At 69.0% G+C, this 22,017-nt stretch carries 21 protein-coding genes; 12 read left to right on the top strand and 9 right to left on the bottom strand.

Annotated features, from left to right (window positions below; genetic code table 11):
- The first annotated feature begins 73 nt into the window (after nucleotides 1-73).
- The 8 genes from CTB96_RS15495 (at nucleotide 74) to CTB96_RS15460 (ending at nucleotide 10,405) form a co-directional block, all read left to right on the top strand.
- On the top strand, nucleotides 74-1,498 hold the full coding sequence (locus tag CTB96_RS15495; protein ID WP_110127722.1) for a DUF2252 domain-containing protein: 1,425 nt from the start codon (nucleotides 74-76) through the stop codon (nucleotides 1,496-1,498).
- Nucleotides 1,499-1,691: 193 nt separating this feature from the next.
- Complete coding sequence (locus tag CTB96_RS15490; RefSeq protein ID WP_219993268.1) at nucleotides 1,692-2,777, top strand: LacI family DNA-binding transcriptional regulator; 1,086 nt, start codon at nucleotides 1,692-1,694, stop codon at nucleotides 2,775-2,777.
- A gap of 126 nt (nucleotides 2,778-2,903) precedes the next feature.
- The gene (locus tag CTB96_RS15485; protein WP_248283399.1) at nucleotides 2,904-4,577 is read left to right on the top strand and encodes an ABC transporter substrate-binding protein; all 1,674 of its coding nucleotides are present in this window, start codon (nucleotides 2,904-2,906) and stop codon (nucleotides 4,575-4,577) included.
- Nucleotides 4,570-5,652 carry an ABC transporter permease gene (locus CTB96_RS15480; protein WP_110127720.1) on the top strand — a complete coding sequence of 361 codons (1,083 nt, stop codon included), beginning with the start codon at nucleotides 4,570-4,572 and terminating at the stop codon, nucleotides 5,650-5,652. The genes CTB96_RS15485 and CTB96_RS15480 overlap by 8 nt, the downstream gene beginning before the upstream one ends.
- A complete protein-coding gene (locus CTB96_RS15475; RefSeq protein WP_110127719.1) occupies nucleotides 5,649-6,581 on the top strand; it encodes an ABC transporter permease in 933 nt (310 codons plus the stop codon). Before CTB96_RS15480 ends, CTB96_RS15475 begins: the two co-directional genes overlap by 4 nt.
- A complete protein-coding gene (locus tag CTB96_RS15470) occupies nucleotides 6,578-8,308 on the top strand; it encodes an ABC transporter ATP-binding protein (RefSeq protein WP_110127718.1) in 1,731 nt (576 codons plus the stop codon). Before CTB96_RS15475 ends, CTB96_RS15470 begins: the two co-directional genes overlap by 4 nt.
- Nucleotides 8,305-9,135: an alpha/beta fold hydrolase gene (locus CTB96_RS15465; RefSeq protein ID WP_110127717.1), complete on the top strand. Its 831-nt coding sequence runs from the start codon at nucleotides 8,305-8,307 to the stop codon at nucleotides 9,133-9,135. The genes CTB96_RS15470 and CTB96_RS15465 overlap by 4 nt, the downstream gene beginning before the upstream one ends.
- 58 nt (nucleotides 9,136-9,193) lie before the next feature.
- On the top strand, nucleotides 9,194-10,405 hold the full coding sequence (locus CTB96_RS15460; RefSeq protein ID WP_110127716.1) for a glycoside hydrolase family 1 protein: 1,212 nt from the start codon (nucleotides 9,194-9,196) through the stop codon (nucleotides 10,403-10,405).
- A gap of 225 nt (nucleotides 10,406-10,630) precedes the next feature.
- Here CTB96_RS15460 and CTB96_RS15455 read toward each other — a convergent pair whose 3' ends face one another.
- Together CTB96_RS15455 and CTB96_RS15450 are read right to left on the bottom strand one after the other, a co-directional pair.
- A complete protein-coding gene (locus CTB96_RS15455) occupies nucleotides 10,631-11,296 on the bottom strand; it encodes a DUF7002 family protein (RefSeq protein WP_110127715.1) in 666 nt (221 codons plus the stop codon).
- 59 nt (nucleotides 11,297-11,355) lie between these two features.
- Complete coding sequence (locus CTB96_RS15450) at nucleotides 11,356-12,075, bottom strand: LysE/ArgO family amino acid transporter (RefSeq protein WP_248283398.1); 720 nt, start codon at nucleotides 12,073-12,075, stop codon at nucleotides 11,356-11,358.
- 68 nt (nucleotides 12,076-12,143) lie between these two features.
- Between CTB96_RS15450 and CTB96_RS15445 the strand changes: the two genes are divergently transcribed.
- Nucleotides 12,144-13,058 (top strand): LysR family transcriptional regulator ArgP, encoded by a 915-nt coding sequence (locus CTB96_RS15445; RefSeq protein ID WP_110127714.1) that lies wholly within the window; start codon nucleotides 12,144-12,146, stop codon nucleotides 13,056-13,058.
- Nucleotides 13,059-13,062: 4 nt separating this feature from the next.
- On the opposite strand, the gene CTB96_RS15440 is transcribed toward CTB96_RS15445, so the two are convergent.
- From CTB96_RS15440 to CTB96_RS15420, 5 genes are all read right to left on the bottom strand, one after another.
- Nucleotides 13,063-13,836, bottom strand: coding sequence for an anti-sigma factor family protein (locus CTB96_RS15440; RefSeq protein WP_110127713.1), 774 nt, complete (start codon nucleotides 13,834-13,836; stop codon nucleotides 13,063-13,065).
- On the bottom strand, nucleotides 13,833-14,339 hold the full coding sequence (locus CTB96_RS15435) for a sigma-70 family RNA polymerase sigma factor (protein WP_110128520.1): 507 nt from the start codon (nucleotides 14,337-14,339) through the stop codon (nucleotides 13,833-13,835). The genes CTB96_RS15440 and CTB96_RS15435 overlap by 4 nt, the downstream gene beginning before the upstream one ends.
- 78 nt (nucleotides 14,340-14,417) lie before the next feature.
- Complete coding sequence (locus tag CTB96_RS15430) at nucleotides 14,418-15,125, bottom strand: YceI family protein (protein WP_110127712.1); 708 nt, start codon at nucleotides 15,123-15,125, stop codon at nucleotides 14,418-14,420.
- 126 nt (nucleotides 15,126-15,251) lie between these two features.
- Nucleotides 15,252-16,073 carry an IclR family transcriptional regulator gene (locus CTB96_RS15425; RefSeq protein WP_110127711.1) on the bottom strand — a complete coding sequence of 274 codons (822 nt, stop codon included), beginning with the start codon at nucleotides 16,071-16,073 and terminating at the stop codon, nucleotides 15,252-15,254.
- Nucleotides 16,074-16,132: 59 nt separating this feature from the next.
- A complete protein-coding gene (locus CTB96_RS15420) occupies nucleotides 16,133-17,152 on the bottom strand; it encodes a sensor histidine kinase (RefSeq protein ID WP_110127710.1) in 1,020 nt (339 codons plus the stop codon).
- 538 nt (nucleotides 17,153-17,690) lie between these two features.
- Here CTB96_RS15420 and CTB96_RS15415 point away from each other — a divergent pair.
- Genes CTB96_RS15415 through CTB96_RS15405 form a run of 3 tightly spaced genes read left to right on the top strand, consistent with a single transcriptional unit; the run spans nucleotide 17,691 to nucleotide 20,918 of the window.
- The gene (locus tag CTB96_RS15415; RefSeq protein WP_248283491.1) at nucleotides 17,691-18,989 is read left to right on the top strand and encodes a quaternary amine ABC transporter ATP-binding protein; all 1,299 of its coding nucleotides are present in this window, start codon (nucleotides 17,691-17,693) and stop codon (nucleotides 18,987-18,989) included.
- Between the two features lie 26 nt (nucleotides 18,990-19,015).
- Nucleotides 19,016-19,972, top strand: coding sequence for an ABC transporter permease (locus CTB96_RS15410; protein ID WP_110128519.1), 957 nt, complete (start codon nucleotides 19,016-19,018; stop codon nucleotides 19,970-19,972).
- A gap of 52 nt (nucleotides 19,973-20,024) precedes the next feature.
- A complete protein-coding gene (locus CTB96_RS15405) occupies nucleotides 20,025-20,918 on the top strand; it encodes a glycine betaine ABC transporter substrate-binding protein (protein WP_110127708.1) in 894 nt (297 codons plus the stop codon).
- A 68-nt stretch (nucleotides 20,919-20,986) separates the two neighbouring features.
- Here CTB96_RS15405 and CTB96_RS15400 read toward each other — a convergent pair whose 3' ends face one another.
- The gene (locus CTB96_RS15400) at nucleotides 20,987-21,433 is read right to left on the bottom strand and encodes a flavodoxin family protein (RefSeq protein ID WP_110127707.1); all 447 of its coding nucleotides are present in this window, start codon (nucleotides 21,431-21,433) and stop codon (nucleotides 20,987-20,989) included.
- Between the two features lie 87 nt (nucleotides 21,434-21,520).
- The gene (locus CTB96_RS15395; protein ID WP_110127706.1) at nucleotides 21,521-21,970 is read right to left on the bottom strand and encodes a flavodoxin family protein; all 450 of its coding nucleotides are present in this window, start codon (nucleotides 21,968-21,970) and stop codon (nucleotides 21,521-21,523) included.
- Nucleotides 21,971-22,017: the final 47 nt, after the last annotated feature.

Below are 22,017 nucleotides of genomic sequence, written 5' to 3'. Positions count from 1 at the left end.
CGGCCCATTGACAGCCCCCGGCGGCGGGACAATCGTAGGCACTTCCAGCACTGTTGCGAAGAAGGGCCGCCCCATGACCGAGCATCCCACTGTCGCCGATCGTGCCGCCCGCGGCAAGGCGGCACGCACGGACACCCCGTTGACCAGCCTGCGTGAGTGGCAGCCGGCACCCGACCGGCCAGACCCCGTCGCCCTCCTCGAGGAACAGAACCTCACCAGGGAAACCGATCTGGTGCCGGTGCGGCACGGCCGCATGATGGTCTCGCCGTTCACGTTCTACCGGGGCGCGGCCAAGATCATGGCCTCAGACCTGCGCCACATCCCGCGGGCCGGGCTGATCACACAGCTCTGTGGTGACGCCCACCTGTCGAACTTCGGCGTGTATGCCTCGCCGGAACGCAACCTCCTGTTCGACCTCAACGACTTCGATGAAACCCTTCCCGGACCGTTCGAATACGACGTGCTGCGGATGTCGGCGAGCTTCACCATTGCTGCGCGCAACAACGGTTTCGCGGCAGCCGACATCCGCGCGGTAACCCTCGCCTCCGTGCGTGCCTACCGGGAGGCGATGGCTGAGTTCGCCGCGATGCGCACCCTGGATGTCTGGTATGCCCGGTTGTCGGAGAAGGAGTTGGTCGAGGCGCTGGGTGCGGCCAGGGGTACGCAGAAAGGCAAGGCGGCACGCAAGGCGTCGAAGGCGGTTGAGAAGAACACCCTGCGGGGCGCCGAGAAAGCGCGGTCCCGCGACAGCCTGCAGGCTCTGGCCAAGCTCGCCGAATTCGTCGACGGACGATACCGTATCGTGAGCCAACCGCCGATCGTGGTGCCGGCCCGGGAAATGGCGGTGTCATTGGGATTCACCCCCGAGGCGACCGAGGCCGCCGTCCGCTCGCAGCTGCAGGCGTACCGGGAGACGCTGCAGGCCGACCGCCGGCAATTGCTCGAGCGCTTCGAGGTGGTCGACGTCGCCCACAAGGTGGTCGGCGTCGGTAGCGTCGGCAACCGAGCGTTCATCGCCCTGCTACAGGGCCGCGACGAACAGGATCCGTTGTTCCTGCAGGTGAAAGAGGCGACGTCTTCCGTGCTCGAAGACCATCTGCCGGTGAGCGAGTACGAACAGCCCGGTGAACGGGTGGTGCAGGGCCAGCGCCTGATGCAAGCCGCCAGCGACATCTTTCTGGGCTGGACCAGAGGGGTGCAGGAGGGGAGGTTCCTCTATTGGCGGCAGCTGCGTGACATGAAGGGCTCTGCCGTGGTGGAAGCGATGGTGCCGCTGGGAATGACTCTCTACGCCAACGCCTGCGGTTGGACGCTCGCCCGAGCGCACGCCAGGGCGGGGGATCCCGTGGCACTCGCCGCGTACCTCGGCTCGAGCGACAAGTTTGACCGGTCTGTCACCGACTTCTCCCAGCGCTACGCCGACCAGAACGAACGCGACTACCAAGCCTTCCTCGACGCGGTTCGTACTGGCCGCCTGGTCGCCCGCGCCGGCGTCTGACCCGCATCCCCGTCTCCGCCCCCACCCGCGCCTAACTGTTCCCCGTGCGGACATGTGCGGCCGGTGCGCCGGGCGCATTTGTCCGGTTCGGCAACCGAAGGCGCCGGTCGGGCGCGGGATCCGGCGCGGGTGCGCCGTACGATGGCAGAACACCGTGCCACCGGCGCCGGTGCCGAGGCGAGGAGGCGACAGCGTGGCGAAAGCCCCCACCGTCTACGACGTCGCCGAGCGATCCGGCGTCTCCATCGCCACCGTCTCCCGGGTCTTCCGGTCGCCGGCCACGGTGCGCGACGACACCCGCCAGCGCGTGCTGGCCGCCGTCAACGAGCTCGGCTACGTGCCCAGCGCCGCTGCAAGGGGCCTCGCCGCCCGCCGCACGAACGTGATCGGGCTGTTCTTTCCCGGCCACGACGAGACCGTGCCCGACAAACCCGTCGACGCGGCCCGCGGCGACACCGTGCCCATCGTCGACGAGGACTCCGACCGGGCACCGGATGCCGAGAATCTCTACTTCGACGAGGTGCTGCGCGGTGCCGAGATCGAGGCCTGGCGCCGGGGGTTCGCCCTCATGGTCGCCGCCGGCCGGGGGAACGCCCGCGAGGCCCTGGTCACCGACATCGCCGGCCGGGTCGACGGCCTCGCCGTGCTCGCCCGAACCGTGCCGGACGAGCTCCTCGCTTATGTCGCCCGCCGCATCCCGGTGGTGATCCTCGCCGGCGCCCAACGCGCCGACGACTTCGACCACGTGAGCGCGAGCAACGGGCCGGGCATGCGCACCCTGGCCAATTACGTGCTGCAGGACCACGGGGTGCACGACGTGGTCTACATCGCCGGCCCCGCCGACTCGCCCGACGATGCGGAACGCCTGGCCGGGTTCCGGGACGCGCTCGCCGACTCCGGCCTGGCCGAGAGCGGCGTGCGAATCCTCCGCAGCGACTTCACCCGGGAGGGCGGCCGGGCGATCGCGACCCGGCTGCTGGCCGAACGGCGCCCGCGCGGCATCCTGTGCTCGAACGACGAGACCGCTCTCGGTGTGCTTGACGTGCTCGAGCGGCGGGGCATCCGGGTGCCGGAGGATGTGCTGGTCACGGGGTTCGACGGCATCTCCGCCGGCCGTAATTCCCGCCCGCGGCTGACCACCGTGCACCAGCCGATGGTGGAACTCGGCCGGGCCGCCGTGCATGCCATCACGGCCAGGCTCGACGATCCGGGCCTCGCACCGCAGTCGTTCACGCTGCCGGTCGAGGTCGTTCTGCGGGAGAGTTGCCCACGCGTGTAACCGGCCCGGTGCCGCCGGAACGGAGCGTGCACGCTTGCACTCCGCGATGTATGCGCATACACTCGAACCAGATCACGCGTCGCTTGACGCAATCAGCTCAACGATGACTGAGGAAAACCGGTAGTAATGATGCAACCATCACGATCTCGGCCCCGGCCGCTCCGCCGCACGCTGGCCGCACTCGCGCTGGCCGTCGCAGCCTCGACGCTCGCCGCCTGCAGTATCCAGATCCAGAGTGCGCCGGATCCGTCCATCCCCGACGACACCATGCTGATCGCCGCCGATAACGGTTCGCCCCTGTTCGAGAAGAACTTCAACCCGTTCATGATCAACAAGCGGGTCGCGGCGTTCTACATGTACGAGCCGCTGATCGTGCTCGACAACCTCACCGGCGAAGAGCACCCGTGGCTCTCCACCGGTTACGCCCAGCCCGACCCCTCCACGATCGTGTTCACGATCCGCGACGGCGTCACCTGGTCCGACGGTGAGGACTTCACCGCCGCCGACGTCGGCTTCACCTTCCAACTGCTCAAGGACAACCCGTCGCTGGACCTGCAGGGCATCTGGAGCTACATCGACACCTTCGAGGTCGGCGACGACACCGTCACGGTGCACCTCACCGCACCGGATGTGCCGGCCGCCCAGCTGATCGCCTCCACGACCCTGATCGTGCCCGAGCACATCTGGGCGGATGTGGAGGACCCCACCACCTGGCGGAACCCCGACCCGGTGGGCACCGGCCCGTACACTCTGGGCAACTTCGCCCCGCAGCAGTACACCGTGGACAAGAACCAGGACTACTGGCAGGCCGATACCGTGGCCGCCGAACACCTGATCCTGCCGGCCACCAACACCCAGCTCGACGTGGCCACCAAGGGCTACGACTGGGCCTACTCGTTCATCAGCGATGTCGAGGGCGCCTGGGTGGATGCCGGCAACCAGAACACCTACTGGTTCCCGCCGGGCGGCACCATCGCCCTGTTCCCCAACCTCACCAAGGCGCCGTACAACGACGTCAACGTGCGCCTGGGCCTCTCCACCGCGCTGGACCGGGCCGCCGTCGGTGACGCCGCGGCCGAGGGCTACATGGACACGGCCGGGCAGACCAACATCCTGCTGCCCAACCAGGAGGACGTGCTCAACCCCGACATCCCCGATTCCGGCCTGATCACGCAGGACACCGCGCAGGCGCTGGAGTACTTCGCCGCCGCCGGCTACACCCAGCAGGGCGGCAAGCTGGTCGACGCATCCGGTGCCCAGCTCAGCCTCACCATCACCACGGCCGCCGGCTACAACGACTGGCTCAAGGGTGTGCAGGAAGTGCAGAAGCAGTGGGGCGCCATCGGCGTCGACGTGAAGGTCGAATCCCCGCAGCCCGCCGCGTACACCCTGGCGCTGCGCAACGGCGAGTACGACTTCGCCATGGGCGCCACCGGCGGCACCGGCAACACCTTCCGTGACTTCAACAACCTGCTCTCCAGTGAATGGGTCAAGCCGGTCGGCGAGGAGGCCAGCAACAACTTCGAGCGGTTCAGCGACCCGGCCGTCGACGAGATCCTGCAGCAGTACAAGGTGGCGCTGGACCCGGCGGTGCAAGCCGACCTCGCAAACCAGCTGCAGGAGGTCGTCTACGACCAGATCCCCTCGATCAGCCTCTACTACGGCGGCTCCTGGGGCCTGTTCAGCAACGCGAAGTTCACCGGCTGGCCCAGCGCCGACGACCCGTACGCCTCGCCGAAGACGTACGAGTCCACCCCGCTTCTTGTTCTCACCAATCTGAAGAAGGTCAATGATGACTAGCACCCAAGCGGCGCCGCGCGGCGTCGATGGCGCCGCGCCCACGGGCACGAGCCCCACGGATGCCGCGCACGCCCCCAGCCCCGCGCTGGCCGCCGTCGGCTACGTGGCCCGCAAACTCGGCCTGTTCGCCCTCACCCTGTGGGCGGCCGTCACGGTCAACTTCCTGCTGCCACGGCTGATGCCCGGCACGCCGGCGGATGCCGCGCTGGCCAAGCTGGCCCAGAACGGCCCGGTCTCCGAGGCCACCAAGGCCGCCATTGAAGCCCAGCTCGGTGTGCCCACCGGCAACATCGTCGAGCAGTATTTCGCCTACCTGCACCAGGTGGTGACGCTGGACTTCGGCATCTCGTACACCTTCTACCCGCAGAGCGTGGGGGAACTGGTCTCGGCCGCGCTGCCGTACACGCTCGTGCTGGTCGGCCTGGTCACTGTGGTCGCGTTCGTCCTGGGCACCCTGCTCGGGGTGCTGGCGGCCTGGAAGCGCGGCACCTGGCTCGACAGCGTGCCCACGCTGGTGGGCTCGTTCCTGAGTGCCTTCCCGTACTTCTGGACCGCGCTGCTGCTGCTCTTCTTCGCCGGTTACGTGCTGCGGCTGTTCCCCACCTCGGGCGCCTACGGCCCCACCGCCACCCCGAACCTCTCGTTCGAGTTCTTCGGCGACGCGCTCTACCACGGGGTGCTGCCGGCTCTCACGATCCTGATCACCTCGCTCGGCGGCTGGATCCTGGGGATGCGCAACACCATGATCTCCACCCTCGGTGACGACTACGTGACCTTCGCCGAGGCGAACGGGCTCAAGCCCCGCACCATCGCCCTCCGCTACGCCGCGCGTAACGCCATCCTGCCCAACCTCACCTCCTTCGGCCTGGCCCTGGGCGGTGTCGTCGGCGGCTCGATCCTGGTGGAACAGGTCTTCGGCTACCCCGGCATCGGCTACCTGCTCTTCAACGCCGTCACCAACCAGGACTACCCGTTGATGCAGGCACTCTTCCTGATGATCACCGTGAGCGTGCTCATCGCCAACTTCCTCGTCGACATTTTGTACGGCGTGCTGGACCCGAGGACCCGACGATGACTACCTCACTGCCCCCCACCACCGCCATCCTGCGCGCGCCGATCACGCCGGCCGGCGAGGCCCCCTCCGCCTGGAAGGTCGTCGCCCGCGTCGCGTCAACGGTCTGGTCGAACGGAAAGGCCCGCATCGGCCTGATCATGCTGGCCGTGTTCGTGCTGCTGGCGATCTTCGCCCCGCTGATCGCGCCATACGGCGCCAGCGAGACCGGCTTCGAACGCAGCGCCGACCCCAGCGCGGCACACTGGCTCGGCACCACCGCCGCCGGTGAAGACGTGCTCAGCCAGTTGCTCTACGGCGCCCAGATCAGCATCTTCGTCGGCCTGGTCGCGGGCCTGCTCTCCACCGTGATCGCCGTGCTGATCGGCCTCAGCTGGGGATACGTGCGCGGGTTCGGCGCCGACGTGATCAACTTCATCGTCAACCTGTTCCTGGTCATCCCGGGCCTGCCGCTGATGATCGTGATCGCGGCCTACCTCTCCGGCGGCGGCATCGGCATGATCATCATCGTCGTCGTGGTCACCGGTTGGGCCTGGGGCGCCCGGGTGTTGCGCAGCCAGACCCAGTCGCTGCGCTCCCGCGACTTCATCACCGCCGCCGTGTTCAGCGGTGAACGACCGTTCCGCATCGTGTTCCGCGAGATCCTGCCCAACATGACCTCGCTCATCGTCGGCAACTTCTTCGGTGCGGCCACAGCGGCGATCCTCGCCGAAGCCGGCCTGGAGTTCCTCGGCCTCGGCGACTCCACCGTGGTGAGCTGGGGCACGATGCTCTTCTGGGCGCAGAACTCCAACGCCCTGCTCACCGGGCAGTGGGCACTCCTGTTCGCTCCCGGCCTCTGCATCGCCCTGCTGGCCACCTCCCTCACCCTGATCAACTTCGGCGTCGACGGCATCAGCAATCCCCGCCTCCGGGAAGGAACGAAGAAATGACCCCCGCACCCTTCACCCCGGCACCGCCCGCTGCCAACGACACCCTGCTCGAGGTGCACGACCTCTCGGTGCACTACGGTTACGGCGAATACGCGACGCAGGCCGTGCAGAACGTCTCCTTCCGGCTGGCCCACGGCGAGTTCGTCGGCCTGGTGGGGGAGTCCGGGTCGGGCAAGTCCACCCTCGGCTTCGCGCTCACCGGCCTCTCCAAGCCGCCGGCGCACATCGAGAAGGGCCGCATCCTCTTCGGCGGCAAGGACATCGCCAGCCTGGATGCCGAGCAGCTGCGCGAGCAACGCCACGGCGGCATCGCCATGGTGCTGCAGTCCGGCATGAACGCGCTCAACCCGGTGCGCAGCATCCGCAATCACTTCGTCGACATCTTCCGCGCGCACGGCCACGTGGAGCGGTCCCGCTGGGCTGCCCGCGCCACCGAGCTGATCGGCAAGGTCGAACTGACCCCGCAGGTGCTGGATCGGTTCCCCGGCGAACTCTCCGGCGGCATGCGCCAGCGGGTGTCCATCGCCCTGGCGCTCTCGCTCGAACCCGAGCTGATGGTCTTCGACGAGCCCACCACGGCCCTCGACGTGCTTGTGCAGCACGCCGTGATGAACACCATCATCGAACTGCAGAAGGCCGAGAACTTCACCGCGATCCTGATCAGCCACGACCTGGGTATCGTGCTCGAGTCCGCGCAGCGGGTGATGGTGATGCACGAGGGCCGCATCGTGGAGGATGCCCCGGCCCGGCAGATCCTGGAGAACCCGCAGGCCGACTACACCCGGATGCTGCTCTCGCACTACGCCGACCCGCGCGCCGAGGTGGTGGAGCTGCCCGGTTTCGCCGACCGGCAGCAGCGCCAGAACGACGGTGCCGCGCGCGCCGACGGGGCCACTCACGCGCCGACGGTCTCGCCGCGCACCCGGCGCACCGACCAGCACACCATGATCGTGGAGAACGTCTCCAAGGTATACCCGGCTCCGCGCCGCGGTGAAGCACCGGTGCGGGCCGTGGACAACGTGTCGTTCACCCTCGAGCCCGGTTCGGCGCTGGCCCTGGTCGGGGCCTCCGGCTCGGGTAAGTCCACCCTCGCCAAGCTCATCACCGCGGTGGAGAAGCCCACCAGCGGCAGCATCCGCTTCGGCGACCTCGACGTGGGCACGCTGAGCCGCCGCAACTTCCGCCAATTGCACCGCGACGTGCAGATGGTGTTCCAGGACCCGTACTCCGCGCTCAATCCGCTGCACACCGTGGAGTACGCCCTCACCCGCCCGGTGATCAACTTCACCGGCCTGCACGGCACCGAGGCCCGCCGCCGGGTGCTCGAACTGCTCGACATCGTGGGCATGAAACCGGTGGAGGAGTTCGCGGCCAAGCTGCCGCACCAACTCTCCGGCGGCCAGCGCCAGCGGGTAGTCATCGCCCGCGCCCTGGCCAGCGACCCGCAGGTGATCATCGCCGACGAACCGGTCTCGATGCTCGACGTGTCACTGCGCGCCGGGGTGCTCGCGCTGCTCGAAGACCTGCGCGAACAGTGGGGAGTGAGCCTGCTCTACATCACCCACGACCTGCTCTCCGCCCGCGTGGTCACCGACAACATCATGGTGCTCAACCACGGCGCCGTGGTCGAGCGCGGGAACACCGCCGATGTGCTGCGCAACCCGCAGGACGACTACACGATCCGGCTGCTCGACGCGATTCCCAACCCCCGCAAGGAGGTGGCATGACCGCCCCGTTCGGCACCCTGCCACTCGCCCCGGCCATCGAGCACTTCACCGTCGACTCCGCGGCCGGTCCACTCACGGCCTTCCGCATGATGCCGTCGGTCGAGCCTCGCGGCGTGGCCCTGCTGGTGCCGGGCTTCACCGGTTCCAAAGAGGACTTCCGGCTGCTGCTGCCGCTCATCGCCGCCCACGGCTGGGAAGTGGTGAGCTACAGCCAGCGCGGCCAGGCCGACTCGGCCGCGCCCGTGGGGGTGGAGCACTACCGGCTCGAGGACTTCGCCGAGGATGCCGTCACCGTGGCCCACACTGTGGGTGCCGGTGCCCCCGTGCACCTGGTGGGCCACAGCCTCGGCGGCCTCGTCGCCCGCGCCGCCCTGCTGCGGAGCCCCGCCCTGTTCACCGACCTCACACTGCTCTGCTCCGGCCCGGGTGGCCGGCCCGGATCGCACGAGGCCGACGCCAGGTTGATCAGCGAGCACGGCACTTTAGGCGTTTGGGCGCTCGACCACCCCGAGGGCACCGTGCTCACGGCGGACGACGAGTTCGTGCGCGATCGCCTGACCGCCTCCTCCGTCGACAACATCCTCGGGGGCATCCGCATCCTCCAGTCCACGCCGGACTCCACCGCCCAGGTGCGCGCCACTCGCGTTCCCACCCTGGTCGCACACGGCGACACCGACGACGCCTGGCCGATCGCCGCGCAGCGACTAATGGCCGAGGAGCTCGGCGCCCAGTACCGGGTGATCCCGCACGCCGGCCACCTGCCCAACCTCGACAATCCCGGCTTCACGGCTGCGATGCTCAACGACTTCTGGGCATCCACCAGCTGACCACGCCGGCCACAACTTCTTCGTACTCCGCACCACCGCAACCCAAGGAGATCCTTCCATGCTCACTTTCCCCGATGGCTTCCTGTGGGGCGCCGCAACCGCCGCCCACCAGATCGAGGGCAACAACGTCAACAGCAACTGGTGGCCCAAGGAACACGCCCAGGGCACCACCATGGTCGAGCCGAGCGGGGACGCCGCCGACAGTTTCCACCGCTACCGCGAAGACATCAAACTTCTCGCCGACCTGGGCCTGAACTCCTACCGGTTCAGCATCGAGTGGGCGCGCATCGAGCCGGAACGCGGTTTCACCTCCCGTTCGGCGGTTGACCACTACCGCCGCATGGTCGACACCTGCCACGAGTTCGGCATCGAGCCGATCGTGACGCTCATGCACTTCACCGTGCCCCGCTGGTTCGAGAACGACGGCTTCTGGCGTGCGCCGGATGCCGCCGACCTGTTCGCCCGCTACACCGAGCTGGCCCTGCCGGTGGTGGCGGAGGGCGTGAACTACGTCTGCACGATCAACGAACCCAACATCGCCGCGATGTTGGCCGGGGGAGAGGACGCCGCGAACCTGGTGGCGCACGGCCTGGCCAACCCCGACCTGCAGGTGGCGGATGCGCTGCTCCTCTCGCACCAGCGCTCTCGCGAGGTGCTGTCGCAGGTGAACGGCCTCAAGACCGGCTGGACCATCGCCACCCAGGCCTTCGTGGCCGTGGACGAGGAGGGCGCAGACGAGAAGCTCGCCGAATACGCCTACCCGCGTGAGGACTGGTACCTCGAGACCGTGAAGGGCGACGACTTCATCGGGGTGCAGGCCTACACCCGCACATTCATCGGCCCCGAAGGCCCCCGCCCGGTCGCCGAGAACGTGGAGACCACCCTGACCGGCTGGGAGTTCTTCCCGCCGGCGGCCGGCATCGGCGTGCGGGCCGCCTGGGAGCTGACCGACCATGTGCCCGTGATGGTGACCGAGAACGGCATCGCCACCGCCGACGACAGCCGCCGGATCGCCTACACCCAGGGCGCACTGGAGGGCCTGCACGCCTGCATCGACGACGGCATCGACCTGCTCGGCTACCTGCACTGGTCGGCGCTGGACAATTACGAGTGGGCCTCGGGCTTCGCGCCCACCTTCGGCCTGATCGGCTGGGACAAGCAGACCTTCGCCCGCACCCCCAAGCCCAGCGCCAGCTGGCTCGGCGAGGTCGCCCGCCGCAACGGCCTCGAGGCCTCTGCCGTTCCCGTCGCCGGCGCCACCGCGGTCTAGCCCCTCCGTTGGTCGAGCTCGTCGAGACCCGGTGAGCCGGTCTCGGTACCGACCTGTCCCGCTGGTCGAGCTTGTCGAGACCCGGTGAGCCGGTCTCGATACCGACCCGTCCCGCTGGTCGAGCTTGTCGAGACCCCGTGACACACAAGCACGTCGCGGGGTCTCGACAGGCTCGACCGGCGATCGCGGCGCGCGGGCGCGGGCGCGTCGCGGTGTCGGCGCGGGTCAGACGAAGCGCTCGAGCACCGTGCCGTCACGCATCCGCTCGACGCGCTTGACGTGCTTGGTGATGTCGCGCACTCCGCGGTACACCGCGAGCTCGGCCACATCCACCACCTTGGTCGAGGCATGCGCCCGGGTGGGGTGGGAGAACTCCTCGATCGACTGAAAGCTGTCGCGGCCGCGGGGCTCGGCGCTGAACCGTTGGGCGAAGCCGGTGTTCACGGTGGTGAGTTCGATGTCGTCCTCATGGGCGGCCACCAGGCTGCGGGTGTCGACGGTGATCACGGTGTGGGCATCGTCCCGGTACGACCGGGCCGCGAGCAGCTCGTTCAGCCGCGTCTTCTGCAGGAAGAAGAACACCCTGTCGTTGAGCATGGCGTACCACTCGCTCGGCGTCAGGTCATCCTCGAGCGCAGCCGCCAGCGACGACTCGTGCATGGCTTTCTGATGGCGGATGACCGCGGTGCCGTAGTCCGGATGCTCGAGCTCCAGAGTTTCGCCCCGGCGCCTGGTGAGGATCGCGGCCTGGGGAGCGCCTTGGCGCACACCCCACCGGGTGACCAACGCACTGACGCTGAGCAGGCCGTGCCGTTCGATCGCCGGCCAGCTGCCGTCCGCCGCCACGTGGTACAGCTCGGGGTAGAGACGGATCAAATCCTTCGTGAGCACGGGGCAAGCGTACCGCGCAGGCTCCCGGCCTTCGAGCGGTGCGGGCGGCGGTCGGCGGTCTAGAGGTCGAAGGCCAGCTTGAGGCCGAGCAGGAGCATCACCACGGCGATGAGGGCGTCGAGCACCCGCCACGCGCCGGGGCGGGCGAAGACCGGGCGCAGCAACCGGGCGCCGAAGCCGAGGCCGGCAAACCAGAGCAGGCTGGCGAGCATGGCCCCGCCGGCCCACCACCAGCGTTCGGCCGGGGTCTGCTGCGAGGCCACGGCGCCGAGGAAGACGACCGTGTCGAGGTAGACGTGCGGGTTGAGCCAGGTGAGTGCGAGCGCTGTGCCGATGGCGACCTTGGTGCCGGTGCGGGTGGCCGAGCCGACGCGATGGGAAACCATCGTCGCGGACCCGCCCGTGCCTGCGGCCCCGCCCGCGCCTGCGCTCCCGGCGACCGGAGCCGCGGGTTCGTCCGCGACGACCAGCGCCCCCGGCCGGAGCGCGCGTCGGGCCGCGAAGACGGCATACCCGATCAGGAACGCGGCGCCCAGGATGCGCACGACCACCATGGCCACCGGAGCCGTCTTCACCAGCGCGCCCATTCCGAGCACGCCCGCGAGGATGAGCACGGCATCGGAGAGGGCGCAGATCAGCACGACCGGAAAGATCACCCGGTTGCGTCCCTCGATGCCCAGTCGCAGCACGAAGGCGTTCTGGGCGCCGATGGCCACGATCAGGGAGAGCCCGGTCAGCATCCCCAGGAGCGCGGGCAGGAGGGTGGTGGTGAAGGTCATGTCTCCACGGTAGGGACCCCACGATAAACAGTCCAGCTAACTTTTCTGATGCTGCGTAAGCTGAGCTTATGCAGCGCTTCACTCTCGACCAGCTCGGCACCCTGCTCGCCCTGGTGGAGGCCGGCACCTTCGATGCGGCCGCGCGCCGCCAGCACGTCACGGCCTCCGCGGTCTCGCAGCGGGTGAAGGCGCTGGAGCAGGCCTGCGGCCGGGTGCTCGTGCAGCGCACCACCCCGGTCACTCTCACCGAGGCGGGCGAGGTGGTGCTGCGCTATGCCCGCCAGATGGCGCTGCTCGAGGCCGACACGGTGCGGGCACTCGAGGGCACGGCGGCGGGGGAGCGGGCCGTGACCGTGGCTCTGGCCGTGAACGCCGACAGCCTGGCCACCTGGTTCCTCGGCGCGCTGGCCGGGCTCGGTGACAACCTCGATGTGGCCTTCGATCTGCACCGGGAAGACCAGGAACACACGCTCTCGCTGTTGCGCTCCGGCGCCGTGATGGCGGCCGTCACCTCGAGCCGCGAGCCCGTGCAAGGCTGTGTGACCGAGCCGCTCGGCACCATGCGTTACCTCGCTGTGGCCACGCCGGCGTTCGTGCAGCGCTGGCTCGGGTCCAGCGGCCCTGGCAGTGCGCTCGCGGCCCTGCCCGACGCCCCGATCGTGGTGTTCGACCGCAACGACGACCTGCAGGATGCGTTCCTCCGCGACCGCACCGGTCGCAGCAGCACCGCGCCGGGTCACTTCATCCCCACCTCGCACGACTTCGCCCGGGCGGTGCTCCTCGGCCTGGGCTGGGGCATGCTGCCCGAGCAGCAGTGCCTGGCGGAGGTCGGCGACGGCCGGCTGCTGCAGCTGGCGCCCGCGCATCCGGTGGACGTGCCGTTGTACTGGCAGCGCTGGAACCTGTCGTCTGCGCTGCTCGACGCGGTGTCGGCGGCCGTGCGGGCAGAGGCTGGGCGCACGCTGCGGCCGCTCGCCGCCTGACGCGCTACAGGTCGCTGTGCGCGAGCGGGGTGCCGCTCGCACTGGCGCGGATCTCGACGCTCCTGATCTGATCGCTGGGCAGGTCGGTCGAGGCCGCGAGGTTCTCGGTGCTCGGGCTGGTCGCCGTCCAGGTGGCGAGCACGGTGGAGGTGCCGGTCAGGTCGGTCATCACCATGTCGTAGCCCTGCGGGCCGTTGTCTTTCCAGAGCTGGTTGAGGTACACGCACGACCAGTCGAACCGGGTGCCCCAGTCGGTCTCGGTGATGGTGAGCGCCGCGGTCAGGGCGTCGGGCTCGAGCGGTTCCATCGCCACGACGTGGGCGGTGGTGGTCACGGTCGGCGCCTCGGCCGGCGTGGTCGGCGGGGCGGTGGTTGCGGCCAGGGGGGTGGTCGGGTTCGCCAGAGTGGCCCCGAGCAATCCGCCGCCCACCGCGATCACGGCGGCGGCCAGGCTGGCGGCGACGATCAGCCGGATGCGGGTGCGCCTGGTGCGCCGCACGGCAGCGCCGGCGAGTCGTTGAACAAGCCCGGGCTGGTGCAGCGCGGTGCGCAGGTGCTCGTCACCGGCGGCGGCGGGGGCGGCCTCGAGGATGGCCACGGCCTCGGCCGCGGGGAGCGCGCTGAGGATCCCGGGCAGGCCGGCGAGTTCGGCGACGGCCGCGGCACAGGCCGGGCAGGTGGGCAGGTGGCGTTCGAAGGCGCGCCGGTCCTCGGCGCTGAGGGCGCCCAGCACATAGGCGGCGTCCCACTCACGGAAGGCGTCTGGGGTGGAGGTCATTGCGTGACCCCTCTTTCCTGTAGGGCGAGCCGCATCGCTCGCAGGGCGTAGTGCAACCGGGATTTGACGGTGCCCTCCGGCACCTGCTCCCGGCGGGCGATCTCGCTGATCGGCTGGCCGAGGTAGTACGCGCTCACGAGCACGGTGCGGTGTTCGGGGGAGAGCGCGATGAGGGCATCCGTGAGCAGCCACCGGTCGAGCACTGCCTCGGTGGCATCGGCAGCGGCGCTCTCGGGCAGGTTGTCGGTGCTGATCTCCCGGGCATACCGGGCGCTGCGCCGGTCGTCGATCACGAGGTTGCGTGCCACGGTGAACAACCATGCGCGCGCGGACTCGTCGTCCTGCTCGAGCAGCGCCGGGCGCTTCCAGGCGCGCAGCAACGCCTCCTGCACCACGTCTTGCGCGAACCCGTAGTCGCCGGTGAGCCGCACGACGTAGCGGAACAGGGCTGGACCGTGGGCATCGTGCAGCGCACGGAGCAGCTCCGCCTGCGGTTCTGCCACGATCACCTCCGGGTCTGTGGGGATTACTGAGCACGCGCCCCGGGCACGTACCTCCCGGTACGTGCCCGCGCGTCTGGCCTAATTCTGCGCGACGTTGAGCGAGAACTCGATCGCGCCGGCATCTTCAACCGAGACGAAGCCCAGATCCGGGGCTTCGACGTCGTAATCGCTGAAGGTGACCGGGATGCTGCCGACGACCTGGCCGCCTGCGTCGGTGAGCGCCGCCTGCAACTCAACGGTGACCGGCTGGGTGACCCCGTGCATGGTCAGTTCGCCGACCGCGGAGACGGTCTGGGCGACCCCGGCAACGGGGCCTTCGATAGTGACCGGCTCGGTCAGGGTGAAGGTGGCGGTGGGGAACTCGGCAACGTTCATCGCGTTGTCCCGGAAGTAGGCGTCCCTGGCGCTCTCGTCGGTGGCGATGCTCGCCACGTCCACGGTGATGGTGGCCGCGGTGAGGGAGAGGGCGTCCACTGTGAGGTCCCCCGTGACATCGCTCGTGCGGCCGGTCACGGTCACGTCCTGGTTCTGCAGCACCTCGTCGACCCGGTAGCCGGCGAAGGAGTCAGCGCCGACGCTCCAGCTGCCGGAGAGGTCGTCGGCGTTCACGGCCGGTGCGGTTGCATCCGTCATCGGGGAGCTGGTCGCGGGCGCGATGGTGGGGGCCGCTTCGACGACGCTGTTGGCGTAGCCGGCGTAGACGGACGGCCCGATCACCAGGGCAGCACCGCCGAGAACGACAACTCCGCCCGCAATCCACAGCCCGATTTTCGTCTTCTTCTGCATGTCACCCTCGTTCGTTGATTGTGCGGATGCGAGTCATCCACCCTGAACAACGAGCCCGCCCGGCAAAAGGTTCACCGATTCCCGAAATTAGTGTGCGCGCCGTCCCTGCCGGTGACGCCGGCTCGCTCAGCCGGCCCGGCCGTTGATGCGCCGGGACAGTTCGGCGGCGGCCCGTTCGACCTCGGCGGCGAGCTCACCCCACCGTTCGGGCGGCAGGCTGGTGCGGGCGAAAGTCACGGCGATACCGGCGGCCGGCCAGCCGGTGTGGTCGCGCACCGCGACGGCGACGGATGCGATGCCCTCGGTGACGTCGCCATCTTCGGCGGCGTAGCCCTGGCTGCGCACCTCCGCCAGGAGTCGGCTGAGCTCGCGGTAGCTCTGCACGGCCGGGGCCGGGTGGTCGCCGTCGTCGCGTGACCGGTGCGCGAAGGCCGACGGGTCGGGGAACAGGGCACGCAGCTGGGCCAGCGGCAGGGTGGCCAGCAGCGCCCGGCCGCTCGCGGTGAGGTGGCTGGGCAGGCGCACGCCGACATCGGTGACGAGCGCCGGGCGGCGCGGCGCCCGCTCCTCCACGAGGTAGATCACGTCTCGGCCGTGCAGCACGGCCAAGTGCGCGCTCTCGCCGATCTTGTCGACCAGGGCGGCGAGGATCGGCCGACCGAGCCTGGCCAGCGGTTCCTGCCGGGAGAACCCGGAGCTCAGCTCGAACGCGGCCAGGCCGATGCCGTACCGGCGGGCCTCCGGGTAGTGCAGCACGAAGCCCAGGTCCTGCAGAACGCCGAGCAGTTTGTACACGGTGGAGCGGGGCAGGCCGAGTGCCGAGGCGATCGTGGAGGCCGGTACCGGCCCGCGCTGGGCGGCGAGGTGCGACAGGATGCCGAGGGTGTGGCGTGCGGCGGGAACAGCATTGTGCGCGCCTGCCGCGCCGGGCTCAGCCGACCCACCCATCCGTACCTCTTTTCCGCACGATTCACTCTAACCATCCGGCCCAGGGCAGCCGGGCGGCCTCAGTCGCTGCGGTGACGGCTTTCGATCCGCTGCAGCCGAGCGGCGAGCTCCGCACTGTCGACGACGGTCGTGACGGTGCCCAGCGGTGTCGCTCTGGTGCGGGTGCGCCCGGGAGTGGGAACAGCGGATACCTGGCTGACCAGCAGTTCCCTGCTGGCGGTGACGTGCAGCTCGTCCTGAACCGTGCGCCCGCTCTGCATCAGCGCGGCGATACCGGGCGGCAGCGAGAGGTCGTCGATGGCGGTCGGTGGAAGCACGGCCCCACGGGATCCCTGACGTGAGGGCAGGCCGAGCAGCTGTGCGGCCCGGTCGCTGTAGTACACGACTCGGCCGGCCCGGTCGGAAAGGACCAGGCCCTCCCGCACTGAATTCAGCGCCGAAGCCGCGTAGCCGTAACGTTGTGCCAGTTCCTCCGGCCCCCAGCCCAACGTGGACCGGCGCAGGTAACGGCCGAGCAGCCCGGCGGCGATCGCCCCCACCAGCAGCAGCGCGACCGTGAGGGCCAGAGTGGCCGGCAGCCGGGCATCGAGGGCAGTCTGCAACGAACTGCTGCGCACCCCGGCCGCGACCAGTCCCACCACGGTGCCGTCGGGGTCGACGATGGGCACGACAGCCCTCACCGACGGACCCACGGTGCCGGCGGCCACCTCGGTCAGTGGCCGCCCGGCCAGCGCTCCAGCGGTCTGCCCGGTGTACGTCCGGCCGATCTCGGCGGCGTCCGGGTGGGTCCACCGGATGCCGGACGGGCTCAGCACCGAGATGAAGTCCGCGTCCGCGTGTTCGCCGACCTCGAGCGTGTAGGCCTGCAGGGCCAGGGTGGGGTCGGGCGACTGGGCCGCGGTCACGACGAGGGGGCTGTCGGCGATCGCCTTGGCGACAGAGAGCATGCGGTCGGCGGTGGCCTCGTAGCCGCGATCGCGGGTGTCGACGAACGCGGCCGTACCCACGAACACCGCCGCGACGACTATGAAGACCACGTAGGCCAGGAACAGCCGCCCGGCCATGCCCCAACCGCCCATGATCGCCCTCTCCGTCGTCGTTTGCAGCCGTCTTCGCCACCTCTATGTGACGCTTATGGGGGTGACCGTACGCCTGCCGGGCCGTCTCGCAAACACATGCGGCCTGATTCTGTCGCCGCGCCGCTGGCAGGGCCCGCCGCAAAGTGCCCGAGCCGTGCATGAATGATCGGCTTGACCAGCACTTTCAAATCTTGACCAGCGGTAAGTGCAAACGCGTTAAATAGTCTCACGCGCCCCATCGTGTTAGGCTCGGCAACGGTCTTACGACCCTTCACCAGGACGCGAACGCGAGAGCCCCCAGCCAGTACGTGGGCGCAGCGCGTGCGTACGGTGAGGCCCAGACGGATGCGACCCCATGGTTGCCCCAGCCCACGCCGCTTGCTGGTGTAGAGGCCGGTCTCGGCCTACCCGTCCGACACAGCGAGTACCCGTGTTGTCGACCGCTCAGGCGGTCCGTTCGGCGTGCTCCGGAGAATCCGTGACCGAAATCATCGCCGTCAAGCCAGAAGAAACCGCCAATGGGGCGGAACCCACGCAGATCAGCCCAGAAACCGCAGCACCGAGCATCGCCGTCAAGGCCGACAAGCTCTACAAGGCCTTCGGCCGGAAGCCGCACGAGATCGTCAAGAAGCTCCAAGTCGGCGCCGGCCGCGACGAGCTCGCGCACCTCGGAACGGCGGCCGTGATCGACGCCTCGTTCGAGGTTCAGCGTGGCGAGATCTTCGTCGTGATGGGCCTGTCCGGTTCGGGCAAGTCCACGCTGATCCGCATGCTGAACGGCCTGCTCGAGGCCACCAGCGGCACCGTCAGCGTCGGAGGCACGAACATCACCGGCATCCCGGCAGCCAAACTGCGTGATGTGCGCCGGCAGAGCATCTCGATGGTCTTCCAGCACTTCGCACTGCTGCCGCACCGCACCGTGATCGACAACGTCGCCTACGGCCTGGAAGTGCAGGGCATGCCCCGCGAGAAGCGCCTCGCCAAGGCGCGCACCATCATCCGCCTGGTGGGACTGGACGGTTGGGCCGACAACCTGCCCGCCGAGCTCTCCGGTGGCATGCAGCAGCGCGTCGGCCTCGGCCGCGCCCTGGCCGCCGACACCGACGTGCTCCTGATGGACGAGGCGTTCTCCGCCCTCGACCCGCTGATCCGCCGCGAGATGCAGGAACAGCTGATCGAGCTGCAGGCCGAGCTCGGCAAGACCATCATCTTCATCACCCACGACCTCAACGAGGCCATGTTCCTCGGCGACCGCATCGCCGTGATGCGGGACGGCCGGATCGTGCAGATCGGCACCCCGGAGGAGATCCTCACCGACCCGGCCAACGACTACGTGGCCCAGTTCGTGCAGGATGTCGACCGGGCCCGGGTGCTCACCGCCGGCAGCGTGATGGAGCCGGTGCGTTCGGTCGTCACGGTGTCCGCTGGCCCGCGGGCAGCCCTCCGCACCATGCGCGACCTGCAGACGTCGGCGACGTTCGTGTTGCGCCGCGACCGCAGCTTCGCCGGGGTCGTGCGCGACCGCGACGTGCTCACCCAGGTCAAGGCCGGCGACGGCGACCTGCGCTCGATCATCCTGGAGGCCACCGCGGTGACCGCCGACACCGCCCTGGTCGACCTCGTCGAGCTGGCCGTGGAGAGCGACCTGCCCATCGCCGTCGTCGACGAGCGCAACCGCCTGCTCGGGGTGATTCCCCGCGTCACCCTGCTCGCCGCCCTCGGCAACGTGACCACGGGCACGGGGGAGCTGCCGGTCATCGAACCGCCGGCCACCATCTCGATGAGCATCATCACCGAAACCCTGCGCGAAACCGCGCCGGAAGGAGTCCAGCCGTGAGCACCGCAGCCCTGATCAACACCGCCATGGTGAACACGGCCGACTTCCGCATTCCGCTGGGCAGCTGGGCCGATTCCTTCATCGACTTCGTCACCGACACCTTCGGGTTCTTCTTCGACTTCGTGCGCGCCATCTTCAGCGGCGCCTACGACCTCGTCGACCTGGTGCTGGCCACCCCGCCGTTCTGGGTGATCATCCTCGTCGCCGCCGCGCTGGCGTTGATGATCCGCGGCTGGAAATTCGCCGTGGGCACCGTCGTGGGACTCGTCGTGATCGTCGGCGTCGACCAGTGGGAGAACGCGATGGACTCCCTCGCCCTGGTACTCGTCGCGAGCATCCTGGCGATCCTCTTCAGCGTGCCGCTGGGCATCCTGTCGGCCAAGTCGAACCTGGCCTCCGGCATCATCCGGCCGATCCTCGACTTCATGCAGACCATGCCGGCCTTCGTCTACCTGATTCCCGCGCTGATCCTGTTCCGGGTGGGTGTCGTGCCCGGCATCGTCGCCACGATCATCTTCGCCATGGCTCCCGGCGTGCGCCTGACCGATCTGGGCATCCGCAACGTCGACCACGAGGTCGTCGAGGCCGGTCAGGCCTTCGGCGCCTCACCGTGGCGCATCCTCCGCCAGATCCAGCTGCCGCTGGCGATGCCCACCATCATGGCCGGCATCAACCAGGTCATCATGCTGTCACTCTCGATGGTCGTCATCGCCGGAATGGTGGGGGCCGGTGGCCTCGGCCAGCAGGTCGTCGCCAGCCTGAACCGCATCGATGTCTCCCTCGGTTTCGAGGCCGGCCTGTCTGTCGTGATCCTCGCGATCTTCCTCGACCGCATCACCGCGGCGTTGGGCACCGGCAACACCCCGATCGGCCGCATCCGCGCCGCACGCAAGCACCGAAGCGCCCCGCTGACGCCGGCGCCGACCAGTGACGAAATCGTGCACGAGGCCGCCAAGCGGCCCGGCGTGCTCATCGGCTCCTGAACTTCCCTCCCTGCACCATCCGCTGCCCTCACCGGCGGCATGAAAGGAACACATGAAGAACCGTTCACTCAGCATGATCGCACTCGGGGCCGCCGGCCTCCTCGCCTTCTCCGGTTGCGCCGCAGCCGAAGCCGAAACCGTCGGCGAGGGCAACTCCGACAACAAGGACCTCACCATCGCCGTGTTCAACGGCTGGGACGAGGGCATCGCGGCCTCAGAGCTGTGGAAGGCCATCCTCGACGAGAAGGGCTACAACGTCGAGCTCGAGTACGCCGACGTCGCCCCGGTCTACGCGGGACTCTCCACCGGTGACTACGACCTCAACCTCGACGTGTGGCTGCCCAACACCCACAAGTCCTACCTCGAGGAGTACGGCGACGACATCGCCGAACTCGGGGCGTGGAACGACGAGGCGAAGAACACCATCGCCGTGAACGCGGATGCCCCGATCGACACCCTCGCCGAACTGGCCGAGAACGCCGACCTGTTCGACAACCGCATCGTGGGCATCGAGCCCGGCGCCGGCCTCACCGAGGCTGTCACCGACAACACCATCCCCACCTATGGCCTCGAGGACATGGACTACCAGACCTCCTCGACCGCGGCGATGCTCACCGAGCTGACCGCGGCACAGAAGTCCGGCGAGAACATCGCCGTCACCCTCTGGGAGCCGCACTGGGCCTACGGCTCGTTCGACCTGAAGAACCTCGAAGACCCCGAGGGCACGCTGGGCACGGCGGAGACCATCCACGCCTACGGCAAGAAGGACTTCTCCACCGACTACCCGCAGGTGACCGAGTGGCTTGCCGACTACAAGATGGACCTCGATCAGCTGTACTCGCTCGAGACCGCCATGTTCGTCGACTATGACGGCCAGGACTACGAGCCCATCGTGGCCAAGTGGATCGAAGACAACCAGGAATACGTCGACTCGCTGACCAAGTAACAGCGTTCGGCACACGAACGGCCCGGCTGTGACCGGGCCGTTCGTGCGTTAACCACGAGAAGCGCTGATCAGGCGGTCGTGCCCAGCGCCGACCCGATGCCGGCCGCCCAAGCCTTGGCCTTGTCGACAGCGTCGGCCGCAAGGGGGCCCTCGGTGCCCTGCACGGTGAAACCCTGCGGGTCGGCCACGATGGTGGCGCCGGCCTTCTTCAGGGCCTGGGAGATCCGCCCGGCGGCGTCGCCGTGGAACAATTTGATGCGGGTGTCGAACCCGGCCGCCCGCACGCCGGCGAGCGAGCCGGGAGCGAGCCCCTGAAGAAACTCCTGGATCTTGGTGGTCGGACGCCAGGAGTTGATCGGGCTGCCCACGACCAGCAGATCGATGCCGGCCAGGTCGGCGGCGGTGACGTCGACGACGTTGAGAAGCAGGGCCTCCCCACCCAGCTCCGACACGATCAGTTCAGCGATCGTGCGGGTGTTGCCGTAGTTCGAGTCGTAGACGACACGGGCGCGCATGGATGCTCCTTCATGAGGGCGGATTCGTGGGGCGGATGATCCGCCACGCCCCAGTGTGGCCCTGTTCAGCCGGGTCGCCCGACCGGATCAGGCCGTGGCGCGCAACTCGGAACCGATGAACGCCGCCCAGGCAGTGGCTTTGCGCCGGGCGTCGGCCGCGAGCGGGCCGCGCGAGCCGGTCACCAGAAAGCCCTGCGGATGCGCCACGATCGTCGCACCCGCCCGCTGCAGGGCGTGCGAGATCTTGCCGGCGGCGTCGCCGTGCAGAAAATGCTTGACCCGGGTGTCGAAGGCCGCCGCGCGCATCCCGTCGAGCGAGCCCGGGGTGAGGCCGGCCAGGAAGGCCTGGATCGGCTCGGTGGAGTTCCAGCCCACGATGGGGCTGCCGATGACGAGCACGTCGATGCCCTCGAGCGCGCCGGGAAAGAAGCCGGTGACGGGTGTGGCCGTGGTGCCAGAGCCCAGTTCGCCGGCGATCACCTCCGCGATGGTGCGGGTGTTGCCATAGTGCGTGTCGTAGAGAACGGTGGCGCGCATGCGGGGCTCCTCTTCGTCGGGACGGCGCTGTTCGACACGCCCATGGT

This window comes from Cryobacterium arcticum (assembly GCF_003185895.1).
Classification (GTDB): Bacteria; Actinomycetota; Actinomycetes; order Actinomycetales; family Microbacteriaceae; genus Cryobacterium; species Cryobacterium arcticum.
The sequence above is the reverse complement of the archived record's forward strand: the minus strand, read 5'-3'. Positions and strand labels throughout refer to the sequence as shown.